The sequence below is a fragment of the Microbacterium sp. Soil_C_42 genome, from assembly GCF_057656735.1.
The window spans coordinates 1-15,534 of record NZ_JBDGJU010000059.1; the positions used below are offsets into that span (position 1 = coordinate 1).

Consider the following 15,534-nt stretch of genomic DNA (forward strand, 5'->3'; position numbering starts at 1 on the left):
TCGTCTACCGCACGCGGCTGCGCCCTCGCCTCGCCGCGCTGGGCCGGCCGGCGCACGTCCTCGACATCGGCTCCGGCGGCGGAGACCTCGTCGCGCGCCTGGCTGCGGCCGCCCGGCGCGACGGGCTCGAGGTGACCTGGACCGGCATCGACCCCGACCCGCGCGCGCACGAGGTGGCGATGGCGCGCGGGCCGATCGCCGGCGCGAGCTTCCGGAGAGCGGATGCCGCCACCCTGGTCGCCGAGGGGCGCACGTACGACGCGGTGCTGTCGAATCACGTCCTCCATCACCTGGGCGACGGTCTCGGCGACTTCGCCGAGGAGTCCCGCGCGCTCTCCCGCGGCATCGTGCTGCACAGCGACATCGCCCGCTCACGGCTGGCGTACGCGCTCTACGCCGTCGGGATCACGCCCTTCGAGCGCGGCACGTTCCTGCGCACCGACGGCCTCCGCTCGATCCGCCGCAGCTACACGCGTGCCGAGCTCACGGCCGCGCTGGAGGGCGGCAGTCCGGGCGCGTGGACGGTGCAGAAGCCGGTGCCCTTCCGCCTCGTCGCCGTCGGGCGCGGCCGTGCGTGACGTCACCGTCGTCGGCGCCGGACCGGTCGGGCTGCTGCTGGCCGGCGAGCTCGCCCGCCGAGGGGTCGACGTCGAGCTGCTCGAGCGGCGACCCGCTGTCGGCGACGGCACACGGGCCATCGGCATCCACTCCCCCGTCCTGGCCGCCCTCGAACCGTCGGGGCTCACAGACCGCCTCCTCGCCGAGGCGGTGCGCGTGCGGCGTGGAGAAGCCCGATCGCGCGGGCGTCTGCTCGGGACGGTGCACTTCGATGTGCTGCCGGCGCGCTTCCCCTTCGTGGCGACCCTCCCGCAGGCGGCGACGGAGTCCGTGCTCGGCGGCGCGGCCCCCGAGCCGCTGCGCGGCGCGTACGTGCTCGCGGTGATCCCGCACCGCGATGTGGTCGTGGTGCGTGCAGGACTTCTCGGCCGCCCCATCGAGTCCGAGAGCCGCATCGTCGTGGTCGCGGGCGGCGGCGCCGCGCGTGATCTCGTCTACCGTCCGGGTGCCGTGCCGGCGCGCGAATACCGCGACCGGTATCTGATGACGGATGCCGACGCCGACGCCGACGGCGAGCTCGCTGTGATCCACCTCGATCCTGACGGCGTGCTCGAGTCCTTCCCGCTGCCCGGCGGCCGCCGCCGGTTCGTCGCATGGGACCCGCCGGGCAGGGGCGACGACCCTGAGGCCCGCACTCGGCGGCTGCGGGACGCGCTGGCCCGTCGCGGGGAGGCTGCGGCGGCCGATGCCGTGACGGCGGCGACGTCGTTCGGCGTGCGCCGCGTCGTCGCGCCCCGACTGCGCCATGGGCGTGTGTTCGCGATCGGAGACACCGCCCACGAGGTCAGCCCGATCGGCGGGCAGGGCATGAACCTCGGCCTGCTCGACGCGGTGACCCTGGCACCTCTCCTCGCCTCCTGGGTGCGCACCGGCCGTGCCCCCGACCTCGGGTTGCTGCGGTGGGAGGCGCGCCGGGTCCAGTCGGCGCGACGCGCCGCGACGCTGGCGAGCGTGAACACCGCGCTCGGCCGGCCCAGCGGTCGCGGCGACGCGCTGAGGCGCACGGCCGTGCGAGCCATGCTCGCCGGTCCGTCGGCGCGCGTGTTCGCCCGCGCCTACTCGATGGGGTTCGACGTCGACGCCTGATGCGCCGCCCGCCCGAGGTGAGCAGGGGTCCGGTTGTGGGTTTGGGGCGCATAACGTCCGTTGGGGCGGATAAACACCGCCCCAACGGAGGCATCACGCCCCAAACCCGGCCGGGAGGGGATGGCGCCACCCCTGACCCCGCGAGGTGATGCCTCGACCCCGGCGGAGGCCTCAGGCGACGAAGGCGCTGCCCGAGGCGACGAGCTGGGCCGCCAGGAGCAGGGCCGCGAGCATCACGAGGCGGAACAGCGCGCGCGTCGGCGGTCTCGAGATCGCACGCCACGCCGTCACCGCGGCCACGGCGACGACGGCCGCGAAGAAGATCCACGACACCGGCGAGATCGCGCCGAGGTCGCCCCCCGCCGCGCCGAGCAGCACCGCGACCGCACCGCCGACCACCGCGAGCGCGGCGACGATCGCCGCCACCCGCGGCCCCAGCCGGTGCGGGAGCCCGCGCACGCCGGTGCGCGCGTCGTCGTCGAGGTCGGGCAGCACGTTGGTGAGGTGCACGGCGGCGCCCAGGGCGGCACCGGCGATCCACGCCCATCCCGCCGCGAACGAGGGATCGGGCGCCGACAGCGTCGCCAGTGACGGGAAGATCCCGAAGCTCACGAGGAACGGCACGATCGACCACGGCGTCGACTTCAGGCCCGCGTTGTAGGCCCACGCCGAGCCGAGGGCGAGCGCGTGAGCCGCCAGCATCCGCCATCCCAACGGGGCGGAGAGAAGCAGAGCCGACGCCAGCAGGCCGAGCGCGGCGCCCCATGCGACCCGCGTCGACACGTCGCCGCGCGCGATCGGCTTGTCGGCGCGCCCCACCGCGCGATCGCGCTCCGCGTCGAGGGCGTCGTTCGAGATGCCGACCGACAGCTGCCCCGCGAAGACCGACGCCGTCAGCAGCGCCAGCCGCCAGGTCTCGAGACCCGTCGCGATGCCCAGGGCGAGGGCGAGCGCGGTCACGACGAGCGTCGGCCCCGGATGCGAAGAACCCCACAGAGCACGGACGGTGCGCACGGGTCGATGCTCTCACGGCCCGCTCGACGACACGGGAGGACATGGAGGGAATGTTCCCAGGTCCATGCCGTTGCATGGACCTGGGCCGACGGGGTCCCGACAGAAGTCGCTCGACCCCTGAGGAGGAGCCCCATGTCCACTCTCACCGCCCGCACCGCCGAGACCGACGCGCCGATCATCGACGTGCTCGCCGAGCGCTGGAGCACCCGCATCTTCGACCGCGAGTCGGTCATCGACGAGGCCGCGCTCGCGAGCGCGCTCGAGGCCGCCCGCTGGACGCCGACCGCCGCCAACACGCAGGCCTGGCGCGTCATCGTCGCCCGTCGCGGCTCGGCCGCGCACGCGACCGTGCTCGGCTCGCTCGCCGGCTTCAACGCCGCCTGGGCCGGCGACGCCGCCGCGCTCGTCGTATTCGTCGCCGAGACCATGCGCGACGGTGAGCCGTTGCGCTGGGCGCAGTACGACACCGGCCAGGTCGCGGCGCATTTCACCGTGCAGGCCCACGCCGACGGGCTGTCGACGCACCAGATGGGCGGCTTCGACCGCGACGCCATCGCCGCCGGCTTCGACCTCGGCTCCGACTTCACCCCCGTCACCGTCATGGCGGTCGGCGAGCTCGGCGACATCCGCCTCGCATCGGAAGAACTGCAGGCCCGCGAGAACGCCCCGCGCGTGCGCCGCCCCGCCGCCGACTCGGTGCTCGTGAACGACTGATCCGCCCCGGATTCGAGAGACGGATGCCTCGGCCCGCCGCTGCGGGCCGAGGCATCCGTCTCTCATTCCTCCGCCGCCCGCGCAGCCGTGAGGCGAGGGGTGAGACGTCAGTCGTCGAGGAGCTCGGCCTCGATCACCTCGTCGTCGTCCGTCGGGGGCTCGGCCGCGGCCGGGCCGTCGCTGGTCAGCACCAGCGACGCGCCGTCGGCAGCCACGTCGACCCGCACCACGTCGCCGTCGCGCACGCCGCCCGAGAGCAGGGCCATCGCGAGGCGGTCCTGGATCTCGGACTGGATGAGCCGGCGCAGCGGACGCGCTCCGAACACCGGGTCGTAGCCGCGCTCGGCGAGCCAGGCGCGGGCGTCGGGCGTCACCGCGAGCGTGAGGCGACGGTCCTTGAGGCGGCGCTGCAGCGCGAACACGGCGAGTTCGACGATCTGCGCCAGGTCGTCCTGGCTGAGCGCGGCGAACATGACGATGTCGTCGAGCCGGTTGAGGAACTCGGGCTTGAACGCCTGCCGCACGATCGCCATGACGGCGTCGCGCTTCTCGTCGGCCGACAGCACCGGGTCGATGAGGATCGGCGAGCCGATGTTCGACGTCAGGATGAGGATCACGTTCGTGAAGTCGACCGTGCGGCCCTGTCCGTCGGTGAGGCGGCCGTCGTCCATGACCTGCAGCAGCACATCGAACACCTCGGGATGCGCCTTCTCGACCTCGTCGAGCAGCACCACCGAGTAGGGCCGCCGGCGGACCGCCTCGGTGAGCTGGCCGCCCTGCTCGTACCCGATGTAGCCGGGAGGGGCGCCGACCAGGCGCGAGACCGAGTGCTTCTCGCCGTACTCCGACATGTCGATGCGCACCATGGCGTGCTCATCGTCGAAGAGGAACTCCGCGAGCGCCTTGGCGAGCTCGGTCTTGCCGACGCCGGTCGGGCCGAGGAAGAGGAACGAGCCCGTCGGGCGTCCCGGGTCGCTGATGCCCGCACGCGAGCGGCGCACAGCATCCGATACCGCCTTCACGGCGTCCTTCTGCCCGATCAGGCGCTTGCCGAGCTCGGACTCGAGGTGCAGCAGCTTCTCGCTCTCGCCCTGGAGCAGGCGTCCGACCGGGATGCCGGTCCACGCCGCGATGACGGCGGCGATGTCCTCGTCGGTGACCTGCTCGTTGACCATGCGCTCCTCGGTCGACGCCGCCTCGGCCTGCTCGGCCTGCGCGATCTCGACCTCGAGGCGCTTGATGGTCTCGTACTCGAGCTTCGACGCCCGCGTGTAGTCGGCCTCGCGCAACGCGCGATCGCGGTCGATGATCGCCTGGTCGAGCTGCTTCTTGAGCTCGCCCACGCGGTTGAGGCCGGCGCGCTCGCGCAGCCAGCGCTGCTCGAGCACCGACAGCTCCGCTTCGGCGGTCGTCATGTGCTCGCGGAGCGTGGCGAGGCGCTCCTTCGACGCGGAGTCCTTCTCCTTCTTGAGCGCGAGCTCCTCCAGCCGCATGCGGTCGATCTGGCGCCGCAGCTGGTCGATCTCGAGCGGGCTCGAGTCGATCTCCATCTTCAGCCGGCTCATCGCCTCGTCGATCAGGTCGATGGCCTTGTCGGGAAGCTGGCGGCTGGGGATGTAGCGGTGGGACAAGGATGCTGCGGCCACCAGCGCGCCGTCGTTGATGGTGACGCCGTGGTGGGCCTCGTAGCGGCCCTTCAGCCCGCGCAGGATCGCGACCGTGTCTTCGACGCTGGGCTCGCCGACGTAGACCTGCTGGAAGCGACGCTCGAGTGCGGCATCCTTCTCGATGAACTCGCGGTACTCGTTGAGCGTGGTCGCGCCGATGAGGCGCAGCTCGCCGCGGGCGAGCATCGGCTTCAGCATGTTGGATGCGGCGACCGACCCCTCGCCGCCGCCCGCGCCCATGAGCACGTGCAGCTCGTCGATGAACGTGATGATGCGGCCGTCGGACTCGGTGATCTCCTTGAGCACGCTCTTGAGGCGCTCCTCGAACTGGCCGCGATACATCGCGCCGGCGACGAGGGCGGAGATGTCGAGCGTAACGAGCTCCTTGTTCTTGAGCGACTCGGCGACGTCGCCCGCGACGATGCGCTGGGCGAGGCCCTCGACCACGGCCGTCTTGCCGACGCCGGGCTCGCCGATGAGGACGGGGTTGTTCTTGGTGCGGCGGGTCAGCACCTGGCTGACGCGCCGGATCTCGCTGTCCCGCCCGATGACGGGGTCGAGCTTGCCCTGCCGGGCGCGGTCGGTGAGGTTGATCCCGAACTGCTCGAGGGCGCTCTGCGCGTCCTCCTGCCCGGGCTGCTGCGTGGCGTTCATCTGTCTCCTGAAATCTGTGGACCTCAACTCTTCAACAAAGTTGAGTCGTCATGGCTCAAGTTTACCAGCGAGCCGCCGCCCCGGCAACGCGACGCTAGTAGTCGATCTCGGCCCGGGCGTCGGCGTAGGCGCGGCGCAGTCCCTCGCCCACCCATTCGGTGCCGCGGTAGACGTTGTCGGCGCCGATGTCGGCGGTGAGCCCGCCGGCGTCGAGCTGCGAGATGACGCGGTCCTCCGTGGCCACGACCTTGAGCGTCGAGTCGGCGTCGCGCAGCTCCGCCGCGAACCGCCGCAGCACCTCCACGTGCGACAGGCCGATCTCGTCGGTGCCGCGCAGGCGCACGATGACGACCGAGCCGCTCGACTCGCGGCTGACGTCGGGCAGCTGCCGCTCGAACACCGGCGCGCTGGCGAAGAAGAGGCTGCCGTACGGCTGCAGCACCAGCACCTCGCCCGGCGGGACGACCGCGGGCGGATCGGCCTCGCGCATGCGGCCGTCGTCGGCGATCACGACGACCCTCACCCGCACGCTGTTGGACTGCTCGGCGACGTACAGGATGACGCCGAGCCCCACGCCGACGAGCACGGCGAACTGCAGCGGGATGATCAGCGTCAGGCCGAACGTCACCGCCATGATCGTCGTCGGCAGCAGGCCCGACTTGATCACCGAGTAGATGCGGCTCGGCTTGATGGCGCGCCAGCCCACGACGATGAGCAGGCCGGCGAGTGCCGGCATCGCCACGAACGCGACGACGTCGGCCAGGGCGAAGATGACGACGGCCATCACGGCTCCCGCGACGAACAACGACAGGCGCGTCTTCGCCCCCGCCTGCACGATGAGCGACGAGCCCGACATCGACCCGCCGACCGGCATGCCCTGGAACAGCCCCGAGACGACGTTGCCGAGTCCTTGACCCATGAAGTCGCGGTTCGCGTCGGCGCGCCTGCCGTCGGCGGTCGGGATGCCCGCGGACACGGCGGCGCCCTGCACGAGGCCGATGAACGTCAGCGACAGGGCGGGGATCAGCAGGTTCGGTGCGTCGGCGATGCTGGGCAGCACCGGCGCCGGCAGCCCGCGCGGCACGTCGACGATGTCGTGCAGCAGCACCACCGAGTTCGGCACCCACAGATTCAGCAGCACCGCGCATACCGAGCCCACCACCACGGCGATGACGAGCCCCATGCTGCCCACGCGGGTCGGCAGGAGCACCACGATGATGAGCACGGCGATCGCACCCACGACCAGGGACGGGATGTTCCACTGCCCGATGTGCACGAGCACATCGATGGTCTTGAGCAGCCGGTTGGCGCCCTCCGCCTGGTAGCCGGTGAAGTTCGACAGCTGGCCGAGGATGATGTTGACGCCGATCGCGGTGACGAACCCGGTCATGACCGGCGTCGGCACGAAGCTGATCAGCCGCCCGCCGCGCAGGAGACCCGCGATCACCATGATGATGCCGGTCAGTATCGCGAGGGTGAAGAGCCCGCGATCCGGATCGGGCAGGCTCTCGAGCCCGGCATCCGAGACGACGAGCGCCATCGCGCTGGTCGCCTGCACCGCCATGAACGCACTGCTCGTGAGCGCGGCCGCACCCACCATGCCGAAGAGGTAGCCGTACAGACCGGCGAGGGGATTGACCCCGGCGAGGAGCCCGGCCGCAAGCCCGTCGGGCACCGCTTCGACGCCGAGGATCACTCCCGCGACGGCGTCCTTGCGCAGCGTCTTACGGGAGAACCACGATCTCGGATCGAACCCCACGGTCACACGCTAACGGGTCGGCTATGACGCTGTGCGTCCCGTCATGACGGCGCGCGCAACACCGGGGGACAATGCGCTCAGGTTTCTCCCAGGTTCGCTAGTGTGTGCCCCAGGTGCCGCATGGCACCTGGGGCGGACGCGGATCGAGCCCTTCTCGCCGACGTCCGGCATCTCGCCGAATGTGAAGGATCTCCCATGACCGACAACAACGTGAACACCAGCGGATGGGCAGGATGGGGCGTCTTCGCCGCCGTCGTGCTGATCGTCGGTGGCACCATCGACGCGTTCCACGGCCTGCAGGCGCTCATCGGCCCTGACACGGCCTACTTCCTCGGGCAGGAAGCCCTCTTCTCGATCGACATCCAGGGCTGGGGCTGGTGGCACCTGATCGCGGGTGCGCTGCTCATCCTCGTCGGCGTCTTCCTGCTCCTGGGCGCGACCTGGGCGCGGGTCACCGCGATCGTGCTCGTCGCGATCAACGCGATCGGCCAGCTCTCGCTCATCTCGGTGCAGCCGTGGCTGTCGCTCGCGCTGCTCGCGATCGACGTCGTCGTGATCTACGCGCTCACCGTCCACGGCCGCGAGATCGACGGCAAGAAGGCCTGACCCCGTCGTAGGGCGTGAGAACGCCCTACGCCACGGACTCGAGAACGGATGCCTCGACCCCCGCTTCGGCGGAGGCCGAGGCATCCGTCATCTCATCGAGGTGGCAGGTGAAGCGCGAGCGGTACGCGGTCGGCGTCGTGCCGAGCACGCGCGCGAAGTTCTGCCGCAGCACGGCGGCAGAGCCGAAACCGCTCTCGTAGGCGATGCGGTCGAGACCGAGGTCCGTCTTCTCGAGCAGGCGCTGCGCGTGGATGATGCGCTGGCGGGCGAGCCAGGCGGCAGGCGTCGCACCGTGGTCGGCCTTGAAGCGCCGGGCGAACGTGCGCGGCGACATGTGCGCCTTCGCGGCGAGCTGGTCGACGGTGAGGTCGAGCCGCAGGTTGTCGAGCATCCAGTCGGTGACCGGCGCGAGCGACAGCGACGTCGTGGCCGGCAGCGGGTTGGCGATGAACTGCGCCTGACCGCCGTCGCGCTGCGGCGGAACGACCATGCGGCGGGCGATGATGTTCGTGAGCTCCGCGCCGAGCTCCTGGCGCAGCAGGTGCAGGCAGGCGTCGAGGCCGGCCGCGGTGCCGGCGCTCGTGATGATGCGGCCGTCCTGCACGTAGAGCACGTCGGGATCGACGTCGATCGACGGGTACATCTCCTTCATCTTCTGCGCGTACATCCAGTGCGTCGTCGCGCGGCGGCCGTCGAGCACGCCGGAGGCCGCGACGACGAACGATCCGCTGCACACGCTCAGCACCCACGCGTCTCGGGCGACCGCGGCGCGGATGACGTCGAGCACACGGTCGTCGACGTTGCCCCAGTACTGGTGGGGAACGGGGGACACCACGACGAGATCGGCCTCGTAGGCGAACGACAGGTCGGCGTCGACGTTGATCGAGAAGCCCATCTTGGACTGCACGGCGCCGGGGTCGGGCGTGACCACGCGGAAGTCGAAATTGGGGATGCCGTCGTCGGACCGGTCGAGGCCGAACGCCTCGCACGCGACGCCGAACTCGAAGGGCGCGAAGCCGTCCGTGACGATGCAGGCCACTGTCTTCATGCGAACCTCCGGGAGTGGCAGTTTTCGTACGATGCGTGTCCATCCTGCCACTCGTGGCAGGTCTGACGCAAGCGTAGCGTTTCTGCCATGTTCCTGGTGATTCTTCTCGCAGCCCTGTCCGCGGTGGCCTTCGCATCGACGATCGCCGCCCTTCGCAGCGACGGTTACCGTCGCCTCCCCACCGACCGCACCCGCCTCCCCTGACCGGCGCCGGCCACCCCCAGCCCGCATCCTCAATCGAGGACGAGAGCCGGGATGAGGAGCAGATCCCGCGATTCGCTCCTCATCCCGGCTCTCGTCCTCGAATGAGGACCGGGGAACGCAACGCGAGGCCGGGGACGCAACGCGAGGCCCGGGACGCAACGCGAGACCGGGAACGCAACGCGAGGCGGCTCAGGCGGTGACGCGGTCGTAGACCTCGACCATCGCCGCCGTGCGCGACGACTGCCGGAAGCGCTCGCGGATGGTCGGGTCCGGCACGCGCGGCGTTCCGGACGAGATATCGGATGCTGCCGCCCGCAGCGCGTCCGCGAGCGCGGCGACCGACGGGTCGGCGGTCACGCCGTCCCCCACTGCCCAGAAGCCGTCGCCGAGCTCGGCCGCCAGATCCGGGTCGCTCACCACCGACGGCGTTCCGAGCGAGGCCGCCTCGAAGATCGTCATGCCCTGCGTCTCGAAGCCGATCGAGGTCTGCACGACGGCGTCGGCGGCCGCGATGCGCCGCAGGGTCTGGGCATACGGCATCCGCCCCGCGAAGGTCACGGTCGCGCGGGGCCGGAGCTTCTCGACGAGGCGTCGGGCGGCGCGCAGCTGACCGCCGCCGCCGATGATCTCGACCTCGGCCTCGACGCCCGACGCGGCGAGCGCCTCGAGGAACGGCATCAGACGCTTCTCGGGACTCATGCGCCCCAGCCACACGAACCGCGGCCTCCGCTCCAGCGCCGAAGCACCGGCCGGTGACGACGACACGCCGGAGACGGATGCCTCAGCCCGGCGTGTCGCGTCGCCGACCCGTCTTCCGGCAGGGGAACTGGGGGGAAGGGTGTCATCGGGGCGGGGCGGCAGCACCTCGTCGAGCACGTCGTCGTCGATGCCGTTCCAGATGACGTCGACCGCCGGCGCGCCGGCCGCGGGCAGCACGTCGTTCGCCTCGAGCCGGCGCGCGAAGTGCGTCGACGGCGCGGTGATCGCGGCGGCCCGGGCGCCGAACCGCCGCAGGTACGCCCAGCCGTCGCGGCCGGGCTCCGACGCGTCGACGCGGCGTCCGAGCGCGCGGCGCTGCCACGCGTTCAGCACCCGCAGCACGGTCTTCGGGAACGGGGTGGTCGCCTCGATGCCGACGTCGAGCCGGTTGTGCATCGTGTGGACGATCGGGATGCCGTGGCGCTGCGCGTACCGCACGCCGATGAACGCGCCCCAGAAGTCCCCCTGGATGTGCACGACGTCGACCGGCGGGCGGCCCGACATCGCGGCATCCAACCACCGATCCGTACGCCGCCCCGGCCACGTCATGGAGTACTCGCGGTCCACCGTGATGGGGATCGAGGGCAGGTCCACGTACGCGGAGTCGTCCGCCGCCGCACGCGCCCGCGGGCCGCGCATCGCCGGCGCGACCATCGTCACGGTGTGCCCGGCCTTCTCGAGGAAGCGGCGCTGCAGGCGCATCGAGACCTGCGCCCCGCCGAGCGACTCGGCGTGCTGGTCGCCGAACATCACGACGTGCACGATGGCCTACTCGGGAAGGGGCTCGTCGCGGTACAGCGCCTCGAACGTGTCGAGCGTGCGCTTCATGTCGTGCACCTTGACGCCTTCGAGGGAGCACTGCTGCATGCGCGCCCGCTCTTCGGGCGTCTGCGTCAGCACCGTCGTGAGCTTCGCGGCGAGGTCGTCGACGTCGCCGGGGCGGAAAAGGTAGCCGTTCTCGCCGTCGTGGACGAGGTGGGGAAGCGCGACCGCGTCGGCGGCCACGATCGGCAGGCCCGAGGCCATCGCCTCCATGGTCGCGATCGACTGCAGCTCGGCGATCGACGCGATCACGAAGAGGCTCGCGTCGGTGAGCAGCGCCCGCAGCTCCTCGTCGGTCGTGTGACCGTGGAAATGGACGCGGTCGCCGAGACCGAGCTCGGCGACGAGCTGCTCGAGGTTGCGGCGCTGGTCGCCCGAGCCCACGATGTCGAAGCGCACGTCGAGCGCCGGGTCGAGCTTCGCGATCGCGCGCAGCACGACGTCGATCTGCTTCTCGGTCGTGAGGCGGCCGACGAACACCAGCCGATGGGCGTCGCGGGGAGTGAGGTCGGCCGTGTAGTTCGACGCGTCGATGCCGCAGCTGACCGGGATGACGCCGTCGATGTCGATCGTGCGCTCGAGGAACTCGGCGGCCTTGCGCGTCGGCGTCGTGACCGCGCGCGTCATCTTGAACGTGCGCTCGGCGTCCTCCCACGCGAGCTTGACCGCGTACCGCGTCCACGACGGCGGGAGCACGGTGAAGTCGAGCACGTTCTCGGCCATGACGTGGTTGGTCGCGACGACGGGGATGCCGCGCTTGCGGGCCTCGCGGGTGAGACCGCGGCCGATCACGATGTGCGACTGGATGTGCACCACGTCGGGCTGCACCTTGTCGAGCACGCGGCGTGCGTAGTACTTCGAGCGGAACGGAAGGACGAACGTGAGCCAGTCGTGCGGATACCAGCGCCACGACGGCAGCCGGTGCATCGTCATCGGCTGGCCCTCGATGACCTCGGTGAACGTGCCGTGGTCGCGGTGCCGCTTGCTGGGCGCCATCACGTGCACCTCGTGACCGCGCCCGACCATGCCGGCGGCGAGGCGCTCCGCGAAGCGGGCGGCGCCGTTCACATGCGGAAGGAACGTGTCGGCGCCGTAGAGGATCGTCAGTGCGCGAGGACTCGCGGCGGCGGCGGGGGTGTCGTCGGGCGTCGCAGGATCGGTCACGGGTTGGGGGCCTGTCTGTGCGGCGGGGGACGCGCGGCAGCGGCTGGCGCCACGCGCCCTCCACCATACCCGAGGGCTTTCCGGGGGCTCCCCAGGAACGCGCCCGTGGAGGCACGTACCCTGGTCCCATGCCCCGCCTGCAGGCCGACGCCGACCCGAACCTCTGGGTGCCCGTGACCGAATCGCTCGGCTTCCGCGGGCGCCGTCACCGCAAGACCGCGATACGGATGCTGCTGAACCAGGCCGGCGGCCTGATGATCGGCCCTGCGGGCGCGACGTCGATCGAGTCGCCGGGCGGCGCGAACGGGCAGCCTCGCCCCGGGAACGGCTTCGCCGCCTGGGCGATGAGTCAGGCCGCACCGTTCCTGATGCGCAAGGCCGCGGGACGCGTGCTGGTGTGGGTGTGGAAGGCCGACGCCGAGCTCGTCGTCGTGATGGCGCAGGTGCAGCAGGCCACCAACGACCTCCGTGCCGCCCGCGCCATGATGCCGATGGAGTACGACGACACCGAGAGCTTCCGCAGCCCCTACCTCGGCGTCGGCGAGAAGCTCGAGATGGCGCTCCCCTCCGACCAGCGCACCCCTCCGTTCGCCACGTACACGTGGGACACCGGCACGCACTTCGTCACCGTGACGGCGGTGTGCTCCGACCGCGAGCGCTTCGGCACCGTGATGGGCAGCGTCGACGACCTCGCGCGCACCCTCCGCGTCGTCGACGATCTGACGGTCGGCGAGTCGCCCGACGTGCTCCGCATCGAGCCGAAGAACTGAGAGGCTGCTCGACGTGACTTCGTCGAGGCATCCCGGTGACCATCGTCCGCTGCCGATCGGCGTGCAGCTCGCGCCGCAGCACGGGTCGCACCAGGGCCGCTTCCGGGAGCGGCGCGACCGGATCAACGGCGTCTGACGGCCAGCCGCCGATACGTTAGCCAGGCCGGTATCGCTCGACAACCCTCAGGAGGACGCCCATGGGCGCCGTCATCGGAGAGATCCTTCCGCTCGCCCTCGGTGTGGCGATCAGCCCCATCCCGGTCATCGCGGCGATCCTCATGCTCCTGTCGCCGAAGGCGCGGGTCACGAGCGTCGGGTTCCTGCTCGGCTGGGTGCTGGGCATCGTGGTCGCGGTGACCGTGTTCACGCTGCTGTCGTCGATCCTCCCCGAGCAGGACGCGGATGCCTCGAAGCCGATCCAGGGCGTGATCCAGCTGATCCTCGGCCTGGGCCTGCTCCTGCTCGCGTTGCGCCAATGGCGTGGGCGGCCCCAGGCGGGCGAGGAGCCCAAGATGCCGAAGTGGATGCAGGCGATCGACAAGGTCACCTTCCCCGGCGCGCTCGGCCTCGGCTTCCTGCTGTCGGCGATCAACCCCAAGAACCTCCTCCTGGCCGCCGCGGCCGGTGTCGACATCGGGTCGGCGGCACTCGACGCCGGGTCCATCGTGCTCGTGATCGTGGTGTTCACGCTGATCGCAGCATCCACCGTCCTCGTTCCGGTGATCGGCTACCTCGTCGCCGCCGAGAAGCTCCGCGGCCCGCTCGACGCGCTGCGCGTGTGGCTGGGCAAGGAGAACGCGGTGATCATGGCCGTACTGCTGCTGGTGATCGGCGTCACGCTCATCGGCAAGGGCATCGGCTCCTTCTGACCCGGTCCGCTGCTCACCTGTCGCAACGGGTCGTGTCGGGCAGCACGTCGTGCCAGGTGAGCAGCGAGGCTCCGGGGGTCGCGCGCCGCGGCAGTGCGACGCGCCGCGAGATCACGCGCTGTGAACGCGGCGTCCCGGACCCCGGCGATGCCACACTTACCCCGTGGACTCCGGTTTCTTCGCCAACTTGACCTGGTCGCTCGCCGCGCTCGTGCACGCCGCGATCGTCATCACCGCGCTCATCGTCATCCCGCGCGGGCGCAAGCCCACGGCGGCGATGGCGTGGATCCTGCTCATCGTCGCCCTGCCGGGCATCGGCGTGGTGCTCTACCTCGTCATCGGCAACTTCCGCCTGCCGGCGAAGCGACGTTCCGAGCAGGCGCGCATCGACGAGATCATCCGCGGCAGAGTGACCGCGAACGCGCTGGACGGGACGGATGCCTCGTGGCCGCGGTGGTTCCAGCGCGTGGTGCAGCAGAACCAGAACCTGACCGCGCTTCCCGCCTCGGATGGCAACGAGGCGACGCTCCTGCCGCACTACCAGGAGTCGATCGACGCGATGGCCGCAGAGGTCGACACCGCGAAGGACTTCGTCCACATCGAGTTCTTCATCGTCGGATGGGACGACACCACCCGCGGATTCTTCGCCGCGATGGAGCGCGCCGTCGCCCGCGGCGTCACGGTGCGCCTCCTCGCCGACTACGTCGCGACGAAGAAGGTGGCCGGCAGCGACAAGATGCTGGCCGAGCTCGACCGGATCGGCGTGAAGTGGGCGTGGATGCTCCCGGTCGAGCCCTTCAAGGGCAAGTACCAGCGCCCCGACCTGCGCAACCACCGCAAGATCGTCGTGGTCGACGGACGCGTCGCGTTCATGGGTTCGCAGAACCTCATCGCCCGGCACTACGACTCGCCGAAGAACATCAAGCGCGGCCTCATGTGGCAGGAGCTCATGACGCGGCTGACCGGCCCGGTCGTCGCATCCGTCAACACCGTCTTCCTGTCGGACTGGCTCATCGAGACCGGCGAGGACCTGTCGCAGACGGCCCAGGTGCCGCCGGCGCAGCTGCCGGTGTCGACCGCCCCCGACGCGCTGCAGTGCCAGGTCGTGCCCAGCGGACCGGGCTACGACACCGAGAACAACCTGCGCCTGTTCCTGTCGCTGATCTACGGGGCGACCGAGAAGGTCATCCTCACGAGCCCGTACTTCGTGCCCGACGAGGCGATGGTCTACGCGATCACGAGCGCCTGCCAGCGCGGCCTCGAGGTGCAGCTGTTCGTCTCCGAGATCGGCGACCAGTTCATGGTGTGGCACGCGCAGCGGTCGTACTACCAGGTGCTGCTCGAGGCGGGCGTGCGCATCTTCCTGTACCCGGAGCCGTTCATCCTGCACTCGAAGCACTTCTCGATCGACGACGACATCGCCGTCATCGGCTCGAGCAACATGGACATCCGCTCGTTCAGCCTCAACAGCGAGGTCTCCCTCATGGTGCGGGGCAAGTCCTTCGTCGCCGGCATGCGCGAGGTCGAGCAGGCCTACCGCGACGCCGGCCGCGAGCTCACGCTCGACCAGTGGCGCCGCGAGCCCGCCAAGGCCACCTTCCTCGACGGCCTCATGCGCCTCACCTCTGCGCTGAACTGAGATTTCCGGCGACGGATGCCTCGGCCCGGGGCATCCGTCCCTTCCGCTGTGTCTGCCGCCCACGGGTGACGTCCCCTGTGGTGGTGGGGTTTCCGGCGGGGTCGCCAGTGTCGTAGACGTTGGTGAGCCATCGTGCGATGG

Annotated in this window: 14 protein-coding genes; 8 read left to right on the forward strand and 6 right to left on the reverse strand. The window is 70.8% G+C overall.

All coding sequences use genetic code 11. The features are described 5' to 3' along the window. Positions 1-578, forward strand: a 578-nt coding sequence (locus tag AC3A46_RS18705) for a methyltransferase domain-containing protein (protein WP_487666573.1), incomplete at its 5' end; no start/stop codon positions are given. Continuing rightward, on the forward strand, positions 571-1,704 hold the full coding sequence (locus tag AC3A46_RS18710) for an FAD-dependent oxidoreductase (protein WP_487666574.1): 1,134 nt from the start codon (positions 571-573) through the stop codon (positions 1,702-1,704). The genes AC3A46_RS18705 and AC3A46_RS18710, both read left to right, overlap by 8 nt. Positions 1,705-1,875: 171 nt before the next feature. Here AC3A46_RS18710 and AC3A46_RS18715 read toward each other — a convergent pair whose 3' ends face one another. Continuing rightward, on the reverse strand, positions 1,876-2,718 hold the full coding sequence (locus AC3A46_RS18715; RefSeq protein WP_487666575.1) for a UbiA family prenyltransferase: 843 nt from the start codon (positions 2,716-2,718) through the stop codon (positions 1,876-1,878). Positions 2,719-2,850: 132 nt separating this feature from the next. On the opposite strand from AC3A46_RS18715, the gene AC3A46_RS18720 reads away from it, so the two are divergent. After that, positions 2,851-3,432 (forward strand): nitroreductase family protein, encoded by a 582-nt coding sequence (locus AC3A46_RS18720; protein WP_487666576.1) that lies wholly within the window; start codon positions 2,851-2,853, stop codon positions 3,430-3,432. 107 nt (positions 3,433-3,539) lie between these two features. On the opposite strand, the gene AC3A46_RS18725 is transcribed toward AC3A46_RS18720, so the two are convergent. Next, complete coding sequence (locus AC3A46_RS18725) at positions 3,540-5,753, reverse strand: ATP-dependent Clp protease ATP-binding subunit (RefSeq protein ID WP_487666577.1); 2,214 nt, start codon at positions 5,751-5,753, stop codon at positions 3,540-3,542. A gap of 94 nt (positions 5,754-5,847) precedes the next feature. Beyond that, entirely contained in the window at positions 5,848-7,512 is a 1,665-nt protein-coding gene (locus tag AC3A46_RS18730) for a SulP family inorganic anion transporter (RefSeq protein ID WP_487666578.1), read from the reverse strand. Between the two features lie 195 nt (positions 7,513-7,707). On the opposite strand from AC3A46_RS18730, the gene AC3A46_RS18735 reads away from it, so the two are divergent. Then, on the forward strand, positions 7,708-8,118 hold the full coding sequence (locus AC3A46_RS18735; protein WP_487666579.1) for a DUF7144 family membrane protein: 411 nt from the start codon (positions 7,708-7,710) through the stop codon (positions 8,116-8,118). A gap of 25 nt (positions 8,119-8,143) precedes the next feature. Here the strand turns inward: AC3A46_RS18735 and AC3A46_RS18740 are convergent, their stop codons facing one another. The 3 genes from AC3A46_RS18740 to AC3A46_RS18750 form a co-directional block, all read right to left on the reverse strand. Continuing rightward, positions 8,144-9,166, reverse strand: coding sequence for a GlxA family transcriptional regulator (locus AC3A46_RS18740; protein ID WP_487666580.1), 1,023 nt, complete (start codon positions 9,164-9,166; stop codon positions 8,144-8,146). Positions 9,167-9,559: 393 nt separating this feature from the next. Further along, positions 9,560-10,891, reverse strand: a complete 1,332-nt coding sequence (locus AC3A46_RS18745) for a glycosyltransferase (protein ID WP_487666581.1) — start codon at positions 10,889-10,891, stop codon at positions 9,560-9,562. A 6-nt stretch (positions 10,892-10,897) separates the two neighbouring features. After that, positions 10,898-12,115, reverse strand: a complete 1,218-nt coding sequence (locus AC3A46_RS18750) for a glycosyltransferase (RefSeq protein WP_487666582.1) — start codon at positions 12,113-12,115, stop codon at positions 10,898-10,900. A gap of 128 nt (positions 12,116-12,243) precedes the next feature. On the opposite strand from AC3A46_RS18750, the gene AC3A46_RS18755 reads away from it, so the two are divergent. The 4 genes from AC3A46_RS18755 to cls all read left to right on the forward strand — a co-directional run bounded on the left by AC3A46_RS18755 (position 12,244) and on the right by cls (position 15,393). Continuing rightward, positions 12,244-12,885 carry a hypothetical protein gene (locus tag AC3A46_RS18755; protein ID WP_487666583.1) on the forward strand — a complete coding sequence of 214 codons (642 nt, stop codon included), beginning with the start codon at positions 12,244-12,246 and terminating at the stop codon, positions 12,883-12,885. 13 nt (positions 12,886-12,898) lie between these two features. Continuing rightward, positions 12,899-13,021 (forward strand): hypothetical protein, encoded by a 123-nt coding sequence (locus AC3A46_RS18760; RefSeq protein ID WP_487666584.1) that lies wholly within the window; start codon positions 12,899-12,901, stop codon positions 13,019-13,021. A 61-nt stretch (positions 13,022-13,082) separates the two neighbouring features. After that, positions 13,083-13,754, forward strand: coding sequence for a GAP family protein (locus AC3A46_RS18765; RefSeq protein ID WP_487666585.1), 672 nt, complete (start codon positions 13,083-13,085; stop codon positions 13,752-13,754). A 163-nt stretch (positions 13,755-13,917) separates the two neighbouring features. After that, entirely contained in the window at positions 13,918-15,393 is a 1,476-nt protein-coding gene (gene cls, locus AC3A46_RS18770; protein ID WP_487666586.1) for a cardiolipin synthase, read from the forward strand. Positions 15,394-15,534: the final 141 nt, after the last annotated feature.